This is a genomic window from Pseudoalteromonas sp. SG45-3 (genome assembly GCF_014164075.1).
Classification (GTDB): Bacteria; Pseudomonadota; Gammaproteobacteria; order Enterobacterales; family Alteromonadaceae; genus Pseudoalteromonas; species Pseudoalteromonas distincta.
On sequence record NZ_JACJEN010000030.1, the window covers coordinates 1 to 15,773 of the forward strand.

The following is a 15,773-nucleotide window of genomic DNA, read 5'->3' on the forward strand; positions in this document are numbered from 1 at the left end:
AAATCCTACATTGCCGGCAGCCACACTTTTAGCAAGCAACGCAAAAAGCCCGCCAGTGCAAGGCGTATTAGGCGAGCGTTAACAATGTCCGCAATTGGCACTCTCCAGCCACTCGACAACATAAAGTATTAATAATAATTGATAAGGTATTTTACTTTGTCAGATGGCGCTTCGCTTATCCGACCTACACTGGCACTGAGCCGAACTTTGGCACACAGCCATGAGTAGCCTCTCAAAAACTGTAATGTAAGAAATCAAGATTCTTCCTTTTTTAATTGATTTATCTTCAACCTAGGCTCTGCGGTGTTCGTAAGACCTACCTGTAAAGTGGTCTTCGCCTCATAAAAAAAGCACGGTGCACGCACAGTGATAAAAAGTAATAATATTTTGTATTAAACAAACTTACTTGACGTTTTATTGCAATTACCATGAAAACCCAGCTTGTTTTTACACTAAAGAAAAACTAACGTCGAAAAGTACAAAATTTAGTTCGAGTGCCACGTTTACTTGCGATAGGTGAAAATTCTATATTTGGCTTCTATAATTTTTCGGGGGGGGGATTAGCATATCACTTAACGACACACTTTAACGTGCTGCTATTTTCTGGCTTAATTATAAGCCCATCAGTGTAGCCATAAACGCACCTTCCCAACTTGATTGGCTTAATGAACGGTGTGTAATATTTTCGGTACTAATATCCACTTTTTACCCGTCATCCGCTCTTATATTTTCTCCAGTTTAAATATAAACACTTTAAAATAAGTAACATAGCTTAATATTTTAAAGCACCTCTGTGGCATATCTATTGCTTTTTATAAAGAAGGCGGTGTACGTAAACGGCTAAAAATGTCAATTTTAAAGGAGAGACAGAGTGGGAGCATTACAAGCTAACTATAATATTGCTATTCGTGCTAAATCAGTTAGTCGCTCTTTAGCTTCGACATTTTATAACCACACACGCCTCTTATATTTTTTACATCACCCAATTCACGCTAAGCAAAGAGAAGTAACAGCATTGCTGTGCTGTCTGAGATTACGCTCTTTGTGATTACATACAATTAATCGAACTTAAACTTTACGTTGAGGAGACTTTGATATGCCAACTAATCAATTTACTATGCAAGATCCTAGAAGCCAATATCAGATGGGACGTACCGAAAAAGACAGTAATCAACCGGACCCAGGGCTAGATGAAATTTTAAAACCTAAAGCAGATCATGGCGAAGATTCCTATGAGGGCCACGAAAGGTTAAAAGGCCGTAAAGCTTTGATCACAGGCGGCGACTCTGGGATTGGAAAAGCCGTAGCCATCGCATTTGCAAGAGAAGGTGCGGAAGTTGTTATTAATTACTTACCCAGCGAAGAAACCGATGCGAAAGAAACACTCGATATACTAAAAGCCAGTGGTAACAAGGCTTGGGGTATTGCAGGTGACATATCTGATGAAAATTTCTGTAACAGTCTTGTCGCTCAAAGCGTTGAATACTTGGGGTCAATTGACATACTAGTTAATAATGCTGGTAAGCAACAATTTGTCGCCGAGTTAGAAGATTTATCTACCGCGCAATTTTGCCAAACATATGCAACAAACGTATTTGCTATGTTTTGGATAACAAAGGCCGCAGTAAAGCATATGCCACCCGGGGCAAGTATTATTAACACAACCTCTATCCAATGTTACCAGCCTTCTGCTGGACTTCTTGATTACGCATCAACTAAAGGCGCAATTACTAGCTTTACTAAAAGTTTAGCAAAAATGGTAATAGATAAAGGCATTCGGGTTAATGGTGTTGCTCCAGGGCCAATTTGGACTCCGCTACAACAAAGTGGCGGCCAACCGGCGAAAAAACTTCCCGAATTTGGTGATAACGTGCCACTAGGTAGACCAGGCCAACCTGCCGAGCTAGCCCCAACATATGTATACTTAGCTTCGCAAGAGTCAAGTTACATTACCGCTGAAATAATGGGCGTGACAGGTGGGCAACATCTACCTTAATCATCAACAGATGATTGTTAAACAACATAATAGCGGCGAGTATACGCCGCTTTTATTACCTACTCTTTTTGCATCACATCTAAACAAAATCCACTAAGTATTCGTGAAACCGTGGTTATAAACACCCTAAAAGCCTGAGTTACCCACTGCACTATTTTACTTAGTACGAGGTTGAGTGAGCCTATTTAAGCACGCATAAACAAGCTGCTTAAACAACTAGAGCTGCTTAAGCAGTCAACTTAGGCTTTATGCCTATCTATCAAACTGGTTTTATGCGTTGTCTTTTTTAGCACGTATACCGCGAATGAACTCTTCTAAATAAGGCATAAACTCTAGCACGAGTGATATGAATAGCACTGTTATCAAGTAAGTTATTGGTATTGGTGACTCTTTTAATTGGAGCGTAAATTCAGGTGGAAAGCCCCCTGGAGTAAATAATGCTGTAAATTGCTCCCAGTGCCGCGCAATAATTAATACTAAAGCCAACAGCGGTATCATTTCTAAAAAGCTATGTATATGCTGCTCTATTGGCCCCACTCTACGTTTACTTACCGCGTAAGTTACATCCCACATTGCTGTAAGTTCATGAATAAAAAACAACAAGATACTAATAGCAATAATCAAACTATTAACTTCAAAAATTAAAACAAGAATTAACGGTATACCCACTTCGGCAAACATTAATAGATGAATAAACGACTCTTTTGCACCACTTGTTGTAGAAATATTACTACGTCGATGACAAAACCAATCCGCAATGCCAGCTACAAGCCAAATAGGGATCACAAAGTACATTAAAATAACTAAAGTAGGGTCAGTCATATTTGGTTAGTCCTTAAAATCAAGTTTTTAAAAATTGTCACACTCAAAACTAAATATATACGCTTGGTCATTTCGATAATTAATAACGTACCGATGAGCATAAATCGTGTTCTTCAAACACGTTCTTAGCCACCTTTATTATAGCTTTAAGAATTTTTACTTAGCTGTATATGAGATACCTATTAAAGCGAACTCTTGAACCACCACGGGTATGCTCATTATTTTCTACGACAGATTGTTACTTCAAGTGGTATGCCAAACTTTTATTTTTAGTGGATTGCATGAAAACGCAGTTATAAGTAGGTGTGGAAGAGTTTTAGACTCACCTCTTTGTATTTTTGATGGCTAGAAAGTAGAAAATATGCCCCTTTTTTGTAACTTTTTCATTTATCGATAATCTAGGTTAGTGAGGAGCTTGTATTGAAGATAAAACTAAATGCTCAAATATCAGGTTATTTATATGTATTGCTAAACTTCATAAATAAAAAAGTGGTCAACATGCTTGGTTTGGTAACAGTGCTTAAATACTATTATTAAGCCATTCCTTGTCTTCTACTGCCATCGGCACTCGCGCATATTCACTTTGTCGTTTTTAAACAATACGCCTTCTGATAATAGCTTTTCACGCTGTTCTTGGTATTTTTCGCTACCTTCAGGGAATGATATTTTACCTTGGCTATTCACCACCCTGTGCCAAGGTATAACTGAGTCGTTTGGCATCACTTTTAATAAGCGCCCCACCAAGCGTGAGTTTTGCGGATAGCCTGCAAGAGCAGCAACTTGCCCATAGCTTGCTACTTTTCCTATTGGTATGCCTGCGATAACAGTATAAATAAGTGTTTCTTTATCAATATCAGCGTTCATTTAAATACGCCTCACTAAGTACTTTAAATTGCTCCCAAATAGTACGCGCTACAGGGCCGTGGTGCATTGCATGCTGCCTAAAGGCTCTAATTTGCGCGCTAAACTTATGCTCTCGGTCAGTTATGTGTATTTCTTGAAGTAAGCCTGCTTTTATTTCAGTGTCGCAGTGCTCTAGGCTCATCATTGCCCAACCAGCACCTGAGAGTAAAAACGATTTTAAGGTCGATACATCATCAATTTTCATCATGGCGGAGCCTTTTGAGTACGATAGCCTGTCGCTGTCGATACTCAAGTCACTTTCAAACATGGCTAAACACGGATACGTTTGCAGTTCGTTATAGGTGAGCTTTTGAGGGAGTACGCCTTTAGCGCTCACAATGCCAATAGCAAGCTTGCCAATTGGTACGCTTTCTAAATCGCCTGTCGCATGAAATAAGTCAAACCACGGGCCAATGCCTAATTCGGCTTGCCCACTGTTTACTTGCTCTAATGAGATAAAGCGTTTTCCGCTTGTTAAGCTAAATTCGGTGCTAGTAAACAACCTAAAAGTATTACTTATGATCTCGTTGTAACTTTGCATATGGCACAGTTGTTCGTAACAAATTCTAAATTGAGGCTCATTGCCTAATGCTAATTCTTCAGCAAGTTGTGCCAGCTCGTCGTTGGCATGCAGGAGTTGCTTCGCTTCGCGGTGAAAAATTCGCCCTTTTTCAGTAAGCTGTAATCGGTACTTACTTCTGTCTAGTAACTCAAATCCTATTTTGGCTTCTAAGTTTTTAATGGCGAGTGTAAGCGCTGGCTGCGTTTTATGTAGCTTTAGTGCTGCTCCGCTTAAGCTTGCGCTTTGTACTATGGCATCTAAAATTATTAATTGATTCAGCTTCATATACCGCCCTGCAACATCATAAGTAAAACTTATTGAGTTTCTAAAATTTAATGATTTTTATTTTATATGTTTGCAGCGTATGCTGCACTTAATTATTTTGCCATCATTGCAACGGAGAAGACATGAAACTCTTTCGTCTATGTTTATTAACAACGACCTTACTTAGCTTAATAGCCTGTTCTGAGCCAGAACAACAAGTTAAAGAAGAGCCTATTCGCCCTGTTAAATTATTCAACATAGGTCATGATACGCAAACTAACATTCGCAGCTTTCCTGCTGAGGTTGTTGCAAACCAAGGCTCTTACCTAGCTTTTAGGGTAAACGGCGAACTTGTTAAGTTCCCTGTGCTTGCTGGTGAACACGTTGAAAAAGGTGATTTATTAGCAAAACTAGACCCAGAAGATTTTCAGTTACAGTTTGACGAACGTAAAGCACGCTTTGAGCTGGCAAAGTCACAACTTGGCCGTATTGAGCAATTGTTTGAGAAAAAAATCACCAGCCAATCAGAATTAGATCAAGCCACTGCTAATATGCAAATTGCTGAATCTGCATTTAAAATTGCACAAACAAACCTTGAGTACAGCGAGCTACGCGCGCCATTTTCAGGCACAGTTGCAAAAGTATTTGTTAAAAACTTTGAAAACATTCAAGCCAAACAAAATATATTGCGTTTAGAAACACGCGATTTAATGGATGTAGAAATCCAAGTTCCTGAAAAAATAGTCGCTCGTTTTCAAAAAGGCACTGATTACCACCCTACTGTAAAATTCGATGGCTTTGACGATAAAGAATACACACTTGATATTAAAGAGTGGGATACCCAAGCAGACCCTGCAACACTTACCTATAAAGTTGTGTTTTCGCTACCAGTACCTGAGGACTTTAATTTACTAGCGGGTATGACGGGCAGTGTATTTATTGATTTAAGTAAAGTAACGCGCTCGCAAGTGTCTTACACAATACTGCCAATCGAATCAGTGTTTTCTGAACCTCAAGAGTCTATTAAAGATAATGCCTACGTGTGGCTTTTTGATTCAGAAACTAGCCAAGTACATAAACAAGCAGTAAAAATTGGCCAGCTACACCGCGATGGTATTGAGGTGTTAAGTGGTATTAAAGAAGGCCAAATTGTTGTTTCTGCCGGTGTGCATTCACTAAAAGAAGGCATGAAAGTAAGAGCATGGAATAAAGAGCGAGGCTTATAATTATGAGCTTTGCACAACTCTCCATAGAGAAAAAAGTAATCAGTTGGATGTTTACGCTGCTGCTATTAATTGGCGGTACCGTGTCGTATTTTGACTTAGGGCAATTAGAAGACCCTGAGTTTACGCTTAAAAAAGCCATGGTTATTACCATGTACCCTGGCGCATCGCCGCAACAAGTAGAAGAAGAAGTAACTTTTCCTCTGGAAAACGCGATTCAGCAATTACCTTATGTTGATTACGTTACTTCTATTTCATCTAACGGCAAGTCGCAAATTTCGGTAGAGATGAAAAGCACTTATCGAAAAGAGCAACTTCGCCAAATTTGGGATGAAATGCGTCGTAAAATTAACGACCTCTCCCCTTCGCTTCCCAGCGGCGTTTACCCAAGTACTATTTTAGATGACTTTGCCGATGTTTACGGTGTTATGTATTCGGTAACCGGTGATGGCTACTCATATGACGAGCTTAAAGACTACGTAGACTTTTTAAAACGTGAGCTAGTCTTGGTTAAAGGCGTAAGTAAAGTAACGGTTGCAGGTGAGCAACAACCGCAAGTAATGGTTGAAGTCTCAACGCGTAAATTAGCTCAATTAGGTATTGCACCAAGTCATATATTTCAGTTACTGCAATCGCAAAATACGGTTTCTAATGCGGGTAAAATTCGCGTAGGCGATGAGTCAATTCGCTTGCACCCTACTGGCGAATTTAAAGATGTAAAAGAGCTCGAAACGCTATTAATTTCAAAACCTGGTGCCAATGAGCTTATTTATTTAGGCGACGTAGCAAAGGTTTACAGAGAGTACGCAGAAGTACCTAACAATGTTATTCGTTATAATTCTCAGCAAGCTTTGCTTATTGGCGTGTCGTTTATGTCAGGAGTTAACGTAGTTGATGTGGGTAAACACATTGACGATCACTTAGCTTCACTTGAGTATCAACGCCCTCATGGTATTGACATAAATTCGGTATACAACCAACCACAAGAGGTTCAAAAATCGGTTGATGGTTTTATTATCAGCTTACTTGAAGCTATTGCGATTGTTATTGTAGTACTGCTGTTATTTATGGGTTTAAAAAGCGGTATTTTAATTGGTGGTATTTTACTGCTTACTGTACTGGGTACGTTTATATTTATGAAGTTGTTTGCCATCGACTTGCAACGCATATCACTTGGAGCACTTATTATTGCCCTAGGGATGCTGGTTGATAACGCAATAGTTGTAACCGAAGGGATACTAATAAACCTTAAACGTGGGCAAACAAAACTCAAAGCAGCGGTTAATATTGTTGAGCAAACAAAATGGCCTTTACTAGGTGCAACAGTCATTGCAGTCACTGCCTTTGCGCCAATTGGTTTAAGCTCTGATGCCAGTGGTGAATTTGCCGGCAGCTTGTTTTGGGTGTTGTTTATTTCGCTTTTATTAAGTTGGATAACAGCCATAACGTTAACGCCATTTTTTGCCAATTTAATGTTCAAAGAAAACGAGTTTAAAAACGAAGAAGGCCAAGAAGATGAAGACCCATACAAAGGTTTTATTTTTAACGGTTACAAAGCGATTTTAGATTTAGCGCTGCACTTTAGAAAAACCACGCTTATATTAATGGTTGTTTTACTGTGTACTGCGGTTGTTGGTTTTGGCTCTGTTAAACAGTCGTTTTTTCCTGCCTCTAATACACCTATGTTTTATGTAGATTACTGGCAAGAGCAAGGATCTGATATTCGCTCAACCCTAGAGGGCGTTAAAAAACTTGAAGAGTTTTTGCAAAAAGAAGACCTTGTTGAAGAAGTAACAAGTACAACAGGCCAAGGCGCTCCACGCTTTATGCTTACCTACGCACCAGAAAAGTCATATCCCGCGTACGGGCAATTAATTATTCGTGTAGCCAACAGAGAAGCCGTAGCGACTGTAATGCAAACTGTACGTGATTACTCAAATAATCATGCACTCTCTGCACAGCTTAAAATTAAGCCAATGGAAATCGGCCCCTCTACTGATGCAAAAATAGAAGCGCGTTTTTCAGGCCCTGATCCTGTTATTTTAAGACAATTGGCTGCTAAAGCTGAAGAACTTATTGGTAACGACGATGGCGCGTACAATATTCGTGATGACTGGCGTGCACGTACTAAAATGATTCGCCCGCAGTTTAACGAGCAAAAAGCACGCCGCTTAGGTATTAGTAAATCTGACTTAGACAATGTATTACTAACAAGTTTATCGGGTAAACAAGTGGGCGTATATCGCGATGGCACGCAGTTGCTGCCTATTATTGCACGATCTCCTGCTAACGAGCGCTTAAACGTAGAAAGCGTACACGACCTACAAATATACAGCCCAGTATTGGGGGTATTTGTACCAGTGACTCAAGTTGTAGACGAATTTGATGTGCAGTGGGAAGACAGCCTAATAATGCGCCGCGATCGCAAACGAACTATTACAGTAATGGCCGATCACAATGTATTAGGGGACGAAACACCCGCTAAACTATTTGCACGTATTCGCGGACCAATAGAAAACATGGAATTACCGCGCGGTTACGAACTGGAATGGGGCGGCGAGTTTGAATCTTCAAGCAAGGCTCAAAAAGCAATATTTGGCTCATTACCACTGGGTTACTTAGCGATGTTTGCAGTAACCGTATTACTTTTTAACTCGCTTAAGCAACCACTTGTGATTTGGGCAACGGTTCCGTTAGCTATTATTGGTGTAAGCGCGGGCTTGTTAGCTATGAATGCTCCGTTTAGTTTTATGGGACTACTTGGTTTATTAAGCTTAAGCGGTATGCTTATTAAAAACGGTATTGTATTAGTTGATCAAATAAATCTCGAATTAAGGGAAGGTAAATCGCCCTATGAGGCCGTGTTTGACTCTGGTGTGAGCCGTGTACGCCCAGTTGCTATGGCGGCTATAACTACTATTTTAGGTATGATCCCGCTGTTATTTGACGTGTTTTTTCAGTCAATGGCGGTAACAATTATGTTTGGTTTAGGCTTTGCTACAATTTTGACTCTAATTGTAGTGCCAGTACTGTACACGGTTATATTTAGAATTGATTACGAACCGCGTAAGTAGTTAAGCATATAATCGGTTAACATTAAAAAATGCCACTGGCTCAAGGTCAGTGGCATTTTTATTTAATACCGATGAAAAAGAAAGGCTACATATTTAGTTGTTAAGAAACTAACCGCAACACTTCTTATATTTTTTGCCGCTACCACATACACAAGGTGCGTTACGCTCTGGTACTTTATCAAATACTTGTGGTGTTGACTTGCTAAGTGCAAAGTCTAGTTCGCGAATATCTTCTGGTACTTCAGCTTTAACTTCAATTGAAGCAAACAGCGAATGCTCTTCTAGTATTGCTTCTATTTCTGATTGTCGTGCAACTGAGTTTACAATTAGCGTTAACGGGTGCAACTCTGTGCCTGGCTTTGCAGTACGTTTTGGTGCAAATCCATTACTGTTATTTTTACCCATTATGTCGGGCTTACCCATAAAGAAAAATTTTGACATGTTACTTCTATAACCTTTCTGCATTATTAAGACGGCGCATCTTAACAGCTTACCCTTCATATAACTAAGTGTACTTGATAATGCACAATATAAATCAGGCTTTAGCGTATATACGCCTAATATAGCGACATAATGAGGCCATTTAATGGATTTAGGCAAAATTTAAATTCGAAATATAGTAAAATTATCATAACTCAACTTAGTGCCGTTTTAGTATCTAACTCAATATTATGGAAAAGCCTTGGAAAATTTTAAAACTGCGATACTAATAGCGGGCAGCATTTTTATACTTTTTGGTTATTTACGCTTTATAACTGACGAGAATGGTAACGTGAACTTAAACAACTACCGTTTTACAGGGGGCATACTACTGGTTATTTCCGGTATGTTTGATGGCACACGCGATCTAGGGCGTGTTGATCTTTGTGGATTGAAATTTGTTCAATCTAGGGGCGATTTAATCGCGGCGCGAGGTTTGTAACCTAGTGGGCTAAGTAAAAACTGAGCAACAAAGAGTTAATCGTCCCTAGAAAGAACCCAAAGGGCAGCGCATGTTTGGTCTTTATGCTGCGTTATCGCCAATTTATGGGGAATAACCACACTACATAGGCTCCGCCTTGCCTAAAAATCAAACACGCTGCTGCAAAATCAATCACGAAAGGTCAACACGCCCTAATTAAGCGCCTGCGCTCTAAAAACTCGTTATCGGCGATTGCTGTTTATTTAGGTATACTCTTATTTTATATTGGCTTTAGCATTTAATAGCGAAACATTAAGCGCTAATTTGGGCTTTATACAAGCAACATTTTATAAGTGAATACCCTTTGACCTTTAAGCAACTCTTCAACAGCGCCTTATTACTCTTAGTAACAGCACCTCCGCTGGTTTTACTTGCATGGGATGAACAAGCCGACCCCGCTTTTATCCCCAACAGTATATATAACACCTTAACATTTACGTTATTTCCAATAACGGCGATAGTGTTGTCGGTTGTTTTATTAAGGCACCTATATAAAAAATACAATAATAACTTTGAATTTAAACATACAGTTAAAAATTATATTGCTGAGCATGGGAAGTTCCGCAGCGCATTTATACCACTGTTTTTGCCCATTTTAATTTACTTATGGTTATGGACGTCAGTTTGTATTTCTGTGAAATTATTGGCCAATAAACACAGCAATAATATATGGCAGCAAGAGCATCAATTACTCGAGGTAGGTAGTTGCCCAAATGATTATGAGTACAGTTGTGCAACGCTAACTGTGCTTAGTTTACAGAACTACAGAAAATACACTTTTAGATGGTATTTAGATAAGAATAAATTGGTGACTTTGCAAAATAACAATATAAATTTAGTGGGCGTTACAAGCCCACTTGGTAATATAGTACAAGAAATACAGTGGTAGTAGAATACCACTTAGCTGCAGATTATTTTTTTAAGCTAAGGGTACGCCCCGAGCTAGGTTTTGACTGTGACGACTTGTTCTCTTTAATACTTTTTGGCTTACCAACATACGTGGTAGAACGCTTTTGATAAGGTGCTTTACTGCGCTCATTTTTGCGCTCGCCATTAGCATTACTGCGATCAGAGTTGCGACTTGAATTTCGCTCAGTACTACGCTCGCCACTTTGTTCGCCTTTATTAAAACGGCGAGGATTTTCACCCTGAAAATCACGCTTTTTAGGAATCGACGGCGTATTATTTTCTGATTGTTTATTAGCATCAAGCGAATGTTCTTGAGTTTTACCTGAGTCAGAAATCGAGTCGTTTATTTGCGCCATTTCAGTATCAGATAAATGACGCCACTGCCCTACCTTTAAACCTTTTAGTGTTACGTTCATTATACGAGTGCGCTTTAACGTCACCACTTCGTAACCTAAATATTCACACATACGGCGTATTTGGCGGTTTAAACCTTGTGTAAGTACTATTTTAAATTCTTTAGGGGCAGTTTGTGTCACTTTACACTTTTTAGTCACGGTATCTAAAATAGGCACGCCATTGGCCATTTTTGTAACAAACTGACGATTAAGCGGTTTATCAACCGTAACAACATATTCTTTTTCGTGGTTATTACCCGCACGCAAAATTTTATTAACGATATCGCCTTCGTTAGTTAAAAATATAAGCCCTTCAGAAGGTCTATCTAAACGCCCTATTGGAAATATACGTGTTGGATAGTTAACTGCGCGAATAATATTACTTTGAATTTTACTTTCGGTAGTACACGTAATACCAACTGGTTTATTGTAAGCGATATAAACGCGCTTTGGTGTGGCTTTAAGTGGCTTGCCATCAACTAATACAACATCGGTAGCAGCTACTTTTACGCCCATTTCAGGCGAGTAGCCATTAACGCTGACACGACCTTGCTCAATATATTTATCGGCTTCGCGGCGTGAACAAAATCCTGTTTCACTAATAAATTTATTTAAACGTTTTAATTCGGTCATGGCACTTATAGCGTAGTAATTTTTAAGGCGAGTAGTGTAAACCACCCACACTATTTTTTCGCCCCTAATTTAAAATTTATAGGTGTTTAAGCATTAATTCTTGCTTTCGTTAATTTACGCCATACAAATTCAAGCGGGCCTTGGTTAAAATAGCGGCTGTATATAAAGGTAAATATGAGCTGCAGTGCAACTAATGCCGTTGCAACTAACCAGTAGTCAATACGATCAAAATTGAGCACCCAGTGCGTAAATAGCACTTTATATAACAACAGTTGTATGAGTGTTTGGCTAATATATAAAGTAAATGCTAAGCGCCCCGCTTGTTGAATAAGCGTGCCAACGTGTGCGCTGTTATTGCAAAATTTAACAATTAAATGAATATACAGCGTAGCCATACCTAGCGCCGCAAAAATATTTACAAATTCTTGCACCCCATATCCTAAGCTGCCATTAAGCTGTGATGCATAAAGCCTGATTCCACAAAAAACAAGGGTCATTGCACCGCAAACTATTAATTGCTGAGTCGTTAAGCCTTTACTAAAAACGTCTTGTTTATATAAATAAATGCCAATGAGCATAAGGCCCACGCACATCCACATTGTCATTATTGGCACCATAACAAGCATTAACGTGTTCATAGCAAGGTTACTAATAAAGTAATCAATATAGTGTGGGTTATATAATTCAATAAACTGTGCTGTATCGCGGTAAATTATTTCATCGGGTACGCTAGATATAACAAGTAAGGTAATCACAGCCGACAACAAGGTAAATGCAAACCCTCTTTTTAAAAGTACGTTGCTATCACTTTCTAAATATTTAATAACAAACCAGCCAGATACACCGTAAACAAATAAAATATCACCGGCCCAAAGTAAAAAACCATGCGCTAAACCAAAGAGGATTAACCAATAGAGCCTGCTTTTTATCTGCACTTCAGACTTGTAACGTTGCCACTGAATGTAAAGCCCAGCACCAAAAAGCAAACTAAACAGCGTTCTAAAACGTCCGTCTACAAACACGCTGCTAAGGGTGTGAATAATTGAGTCGCTAACAGGAGGATTAGTTAAGGAGGAATACCCATATTCAAAAATGCCGAAGGCGTAAGCATTCATGTAAACAAGGCCAAGCACGGCAACGCCGCGAATAAAGTCCATATTATAATTGCGCATTAAAGCTATTATCCGTTAAATATTATTCTTATAACTGTCAGCCCAATCGACTGACTGCTGGTAAAGTGGAGGTAGTATAGCACTGTCTATATTTAGCAAAAGTACAGCTTGTTCAAGTGCCCACCAGCTTCCTGTTTCATATGCTTTAACAACGTTCAAAATATAATAAAGTGTGTTTTTGTCCCCTAATAATGCCATTTTTATTTCATCAGGGAAAGGTAGCTTTTCAACAAGCAAGCTCATTGGTTGATCAAGGATTGCATCTAGCAGTGAAAATAATCCTGTTAAAAATGCTTCGCCTGACTGACTTTTATTAACCTTTTTTGCCACAAGCTCACAAAAACGAGCACGTACAACACACACTTGCATTAGCTCTGCAGGTTTTTTACCCGCTGTATGAGCAGTAACAATAAGGCTCACAAACTTTTTAAGGCGTTCGTGTCCTAAATACACGAGCGCTTGCTTTAATGACGATATTTGGCTTTGTATAGGAAACACACCGCTGTTTATTAATCTCAGTAACTTATATGCGAGTGCAGCATCTAGCTCAAACAGGCTTGCGATTGTTTTAATGTCAGGGCTTTGCTTCATTATTTCTGCGTAAATAGCGACGACTAAACCATAATTATAATCAATGTCGTTTTGCTTGATCATGGTAGGCTTTGCAAAAAAATAGCCTTGAAAATAATCAAACCCCATATCAAAGGCAAGCTCATAGTCTTCTTGTGTTTCTATTTTTTCGGCTAGTATTTTTATTTGTTTATGCGCTTGTAACTTAGTAACTATGGGCTGTATTTCGCTAAGAGGTGTAATTGCAATATCAAATTTAATGAGCTTCACAAGCTTTAGAAAACGATCCCATTGTGGTTTATATACAAAATCATCGAGCGCGAGTTTGTAGTTACTATGAAATAAACCTCGGCATAGCTCATAGTTATCGTCGGTAGGTTCTATGGTTTCGAGCAGCTCAATCACAACGTCTTGACATGGTAAGAAAGCACATAAATCGAGTTTTAGTGATTCTGGTCCTATATTAATAAGCGCTTTTTTGCCTGATGTAATATGGCGTGTACCTAAATTTAATTGATTTTCCATAATAAGCCTTGCTGTTGCTTGGCCTTCTGCAATATCTGGAAAATAATTTTTTGGACTATCACGAAAAAGTAGCTCATAGGCTACTACTTTTTTACTTCGATTGAATATTGCTTGCCTTGCAACAAATACAGACACATTACCTACTTCTTAGCTTTTATATAATACTAAGTAATTAAACCCTAAGCAGGTAGATTTGTCACTAAACTTTAAAGTACAGAAACGATTTACCGGTATAAGGTTGTTATATAATCAGTTGCCACTTGTGGCCACGAAAAACGCATTTGCTCTGCGCTGTGCTTAATTTTATGCCACTTTTTAGGATTTTGCTTTTTAATTAAGAGAGTTTCGTCTAAACAGCTAATTAAATTACGCGTTTGCGTTGCTAACGTATCTCCATTAAAGCTAAAACCATTTTCGTGGTGTTTAACTGTATCTTTTAATCCGCCAACACTGTGAACTAAACACGGTTGCCCCGCTCGCATTGCTAGCATTTGGCTAATACCACACGGTTCAAACGAGCTTGGCATTAAAAATAAGTCACCTACTTGATACATTAAATCGCCAACACCTTGCCCATAGCCCTTTAAAAATAAAAGATTGGAATTACGCGCCATTGCTTTGGTAAATATGCTTTCGAGCTCTTTGTCACCCGAGCCGAGAATAATAAGTCTGCCGCTATGTTCACTAATTAATTGGCACACTTTATCAATAGCTAAAATCCCATTAACCTGCTGGCACAATAACAACACTTTTTGCTCAGTAAGACGGCCAACGCTTGTAACTAATGGACCGTTATTAACCGTTGCTTTAAATTGCTGTAGTCGTTGGTGGGCAATATAGTAGCCACTTTGTAACTGCTCGTAATTGGCCACCCAACCAAACAAAGTACTCTCAGCTTGGCTATAAAAGTCTGCGAGAGTTGCTCCTTCAAGTGCATTGCTTGGATATTCGCAGCCATTTAAAATACCAACAAGCTTGCCTTGGCTTGCTGCATTTTGCAGATCTTGCTCAAGCCCTTCGCCACCAAAAAAACCATGTTCGTAATTGCTAGGTTCAAGAACCTCTTGGCTGTAAGTTGGCGATACAACATGTATTTTATCGCATAGATTTATTGCACTGCGCATAGGATTAAAACAATGAGGGTAACGCGGGTCGCATAATTGCTGGCCATTATAACTAAGTGATGGAAACCACGCCTCTAAGCTTGAATCATCATGGTTGAAAGGTCTAATACCTTGCAGTGCAATATTATGCACTGTGAAGGCAATTGGTAAGGTATTAAGTGGGCTATAACGTGGCTCAAACTTAAGTAAAACTGCAACGCAGGCACTGTGCCAATCATGTAAATGCAGCGCTGTAGGGCGCTTTAATACACCTTGTAATAACGCTTCGCAGACGGCTGCGTTAAATAGAGCAAATTTAGTCGCATCAGTTGCAAAAGGCCTCCCCGGTGCATCATTACAATATACACTGCCTGATTCACTAAATAACGGGTGGCTAATAACAATTTGGCTTACATTATTTTCGGCTTGTTGTACTTTAAAAATGGTTAATACATGGGGTTGAGCATTAAATGCAACGGTTACTTCACCTATATAAATACGCTCAAGCGGCTCAAACCCGTAATCAGGAATAACAACATCAACCGTTATACCTTGCTTTGCGAGAGCCTTAGGTGCATCGCGTACTACATCTGCCACACCGCCTACTTTTGCGCCTGGTAACGCGTCATTTTCTGCTGCAACCATTAATACATGCATTAAT

General features: G+C 39.2%; 13 protein-coding genes and 1 pseudogene. 5 read left to right on the plus strand and 9 right to left on the minus strand.

Annotated features, from left to right (window positions below):
• Nucleotides 1-297: 297 nt before the first annotated feature.
• A pseudogene (locus H5126_RS21680) lies at nucleotides 298-430 on the minus strand (Mobile element protein); the annotation flags it as partial.
• A gap of 666 nt (nucleotides 431-1,096) precedes the next feature.
• On the opposite strand from H5126_RS21680, the gene H5126_RS20155 reads away from it, so the two are divergent.
• Nucleotides 1,097-1,996, plus strand: a complete 900-nt coding sequence (locus tag H5126_RS20155; RefSeq protein ID WP_182721238.1) for an SDR family oxidoreductase — start codon at nucleotides 1,097-1,099, stop codon at nucleotides 1,994-1,996.
• Nucleotides 1,997-2,266: 270 nt separating this feature from the next.
• Here H5126_RS20155 and H5126_RS20160 read toward each other — a convergent pair whose 3' ends face one another.
• The 3 genes from H5126_RS20160 to H5126_RS20170 form a co-directional block, all read right to left on the minus strand.
• Nucleotides 2,267-2,818 carry a hypothetical protein gene (locus H5126_RS20160; protein WP_029753163.1) on the minus strand — a complete coding sequence of 184 codons (552 nt, stop codon included), beginning with the start codon at nucleotides 2,816-2,818 and terminating at the stop codon, nucleotides 2,267-2,269.
• 552 nt (nucleotides 2,819-3,370) lie between these two features.
• Entirely contained in the window at nucleotides 3,371-3,682 is a 312-nt protein-coding gene (locus H5126_RS20165; protein WP_182694914.1) for an MGMT family protein, read from the minus strand.
• On the minus strand, nucleotides 3,672-4,568 hold the full coding sequence (locus tag H5126_RS20170) for a LysR family transcriptional regulator (RefSeq protein WP_182721239.1): 897 nt from the start codon (nucleotides 4,566-4,568) through the stop codon (nucleotides 3,672-3,674). Before H5126_RS20170 ends, H5126_RS20165 begins: the two co-directional genes overlap by 11 nt.
• A gap of 122 nt (nucleotides 4,569-4,690) precedes the next feature.
• On the opposite strand from H5126_RS20170, the gene H5126_RS20175 reads away from it, so the two are divergent.
• The gene (locus tag H5126_RS20175) at nucleotides 4,691-5,773 is read left to right on the plus strand and encodes an efflux RND transporter periplasmic adaptor subunit (protein ID WP_182721240.1); all 1,083 of its coding nucleotides are present in this window, start codon (nucleotides 4,691-4,693) and stop codon (nucleotides 5,771-5,773) included.
• A gap of 2 nt (nucleotides 5,774-5,775) precedes the next feature.
• Nucleotides 5,776-8,844, plus strand: coding sequence for an efflux RND transporter permease subunit (locus tag H5126_RS20180; RefSeq protein WP_182721241.1), 3,069 nt, complete (start codon nucleotides 5,776-5,778; stop codon nucleotides 8,842-8,844).
• A 108-nt stretch (nucleotides 8,845-8,952) separates the two neighbouring features.
• Here H5126_RS20180 and H5126_RS20185 read toward each other — a convergent pair whose 3' ends face one another.
• Entirely contained in the window at nucleotides 8,953-9,285 is a 333-nt protein-coding gene (locus tag H5126_RS20185; RefSeq protein ID WP_024595073.1) for a PBPRA1643 family SWIM/SEC-C metal-binding motif protein, read from the minus strand.
• A gap of 241 nt (nucleotides 9,286-9,526) precedes the next feature.
• Between H5126_RS20185 and H5126_RS20190 the strand changes: the two genes are divergently transcribed.
• Together H5126_RS20190 and H5126_RS20195 are read left to right on the plus strand one after the other, a co-directional pair.
• Complete coding sequence (locus H5126_RS20190) at nucleotides 9,527-9,766, plus strand: MetJ regulator of methionine regulon (protein WP_259413869.1); 240 nt, start codon at nucleotides 9,527-9,529, stop codon at nucleotides 9,764-9,766.
• Between the two features lie 343 nt (nucleotides 9,767-10,109).
• Nucleotides 10,110-10,694 (plus strand): hypothetical protein, encoded by a 585-nt coding sequence (locus tag H5126_RS20195; protein WP_182721242.1) that lies wholly within the window; start codon nucleotides 10,110-10,112, stop codon nucleotides 10,692-10,694.
• A 22-nt stretch (nucleotides 10,695-10,716) separates the two neighbouring features.
• On the opposite strand, the gene rluF is transcribed toward H5126_RS20195, so the two are convergent.
• From rluF to H5126_RS20215, 4 genes are all read right to left on the minus strand, one after another.
• Nucleotides 10,717-11,742 carry a 23S rRNA pseudouridine(2604) synthase RluF gene (rluF, locus tag H5126_RS20200; RefSeq protein WP_165724052.1) on the minus strand — a complete coding sequence of 342 codons (1,026 nt, stop codon included), beginning with the start codon at nucleotides 11,740-11,742 and terminating at the stop codon, nucleotides 10,717-10,719.
• An 86-nt stretch (nucleotides 11,743-11,828) separates the two neighbouring features.
• Nucleotides 11,829-12,899, minus strand: a complete 1,071-nt coding sequence (locus tag H5126_RS20205) for a DUF418 domain-containing protein (protein ID WP_182721249.1) — start codon at nucleotides 12,897-12,899, stop codon at nucleotides 11,829-11,831.
• A gap of 30 nt (nucleotides 12,900-12,929) precedes the next feature.
• Entirely contained in the window at nucleotides 12,930-14,144 is a 1,215-nt protein-coding gene (locus H5126_RS20210) for an EAL and HDOD domain-containing protein (protein WP_182721243.1), read from the minus strand.
• Nucleotides 14,145-14,233: 89 nt separating this feature from the next.
• Nucleotides 14,234-15,769: a glycogen synthase gene (locus H5126_RS20215; RefSeq protein WP_182721244.1), complete on the minus strand. Its 1,536-nt coding sequence runs from the start codon at nucleotides 15,767-15,769 to the stop codon at nucleotides 14,234-14,236.
• Nucleotides 15,770-15,773: the final 4 nt, after the last annotated feature.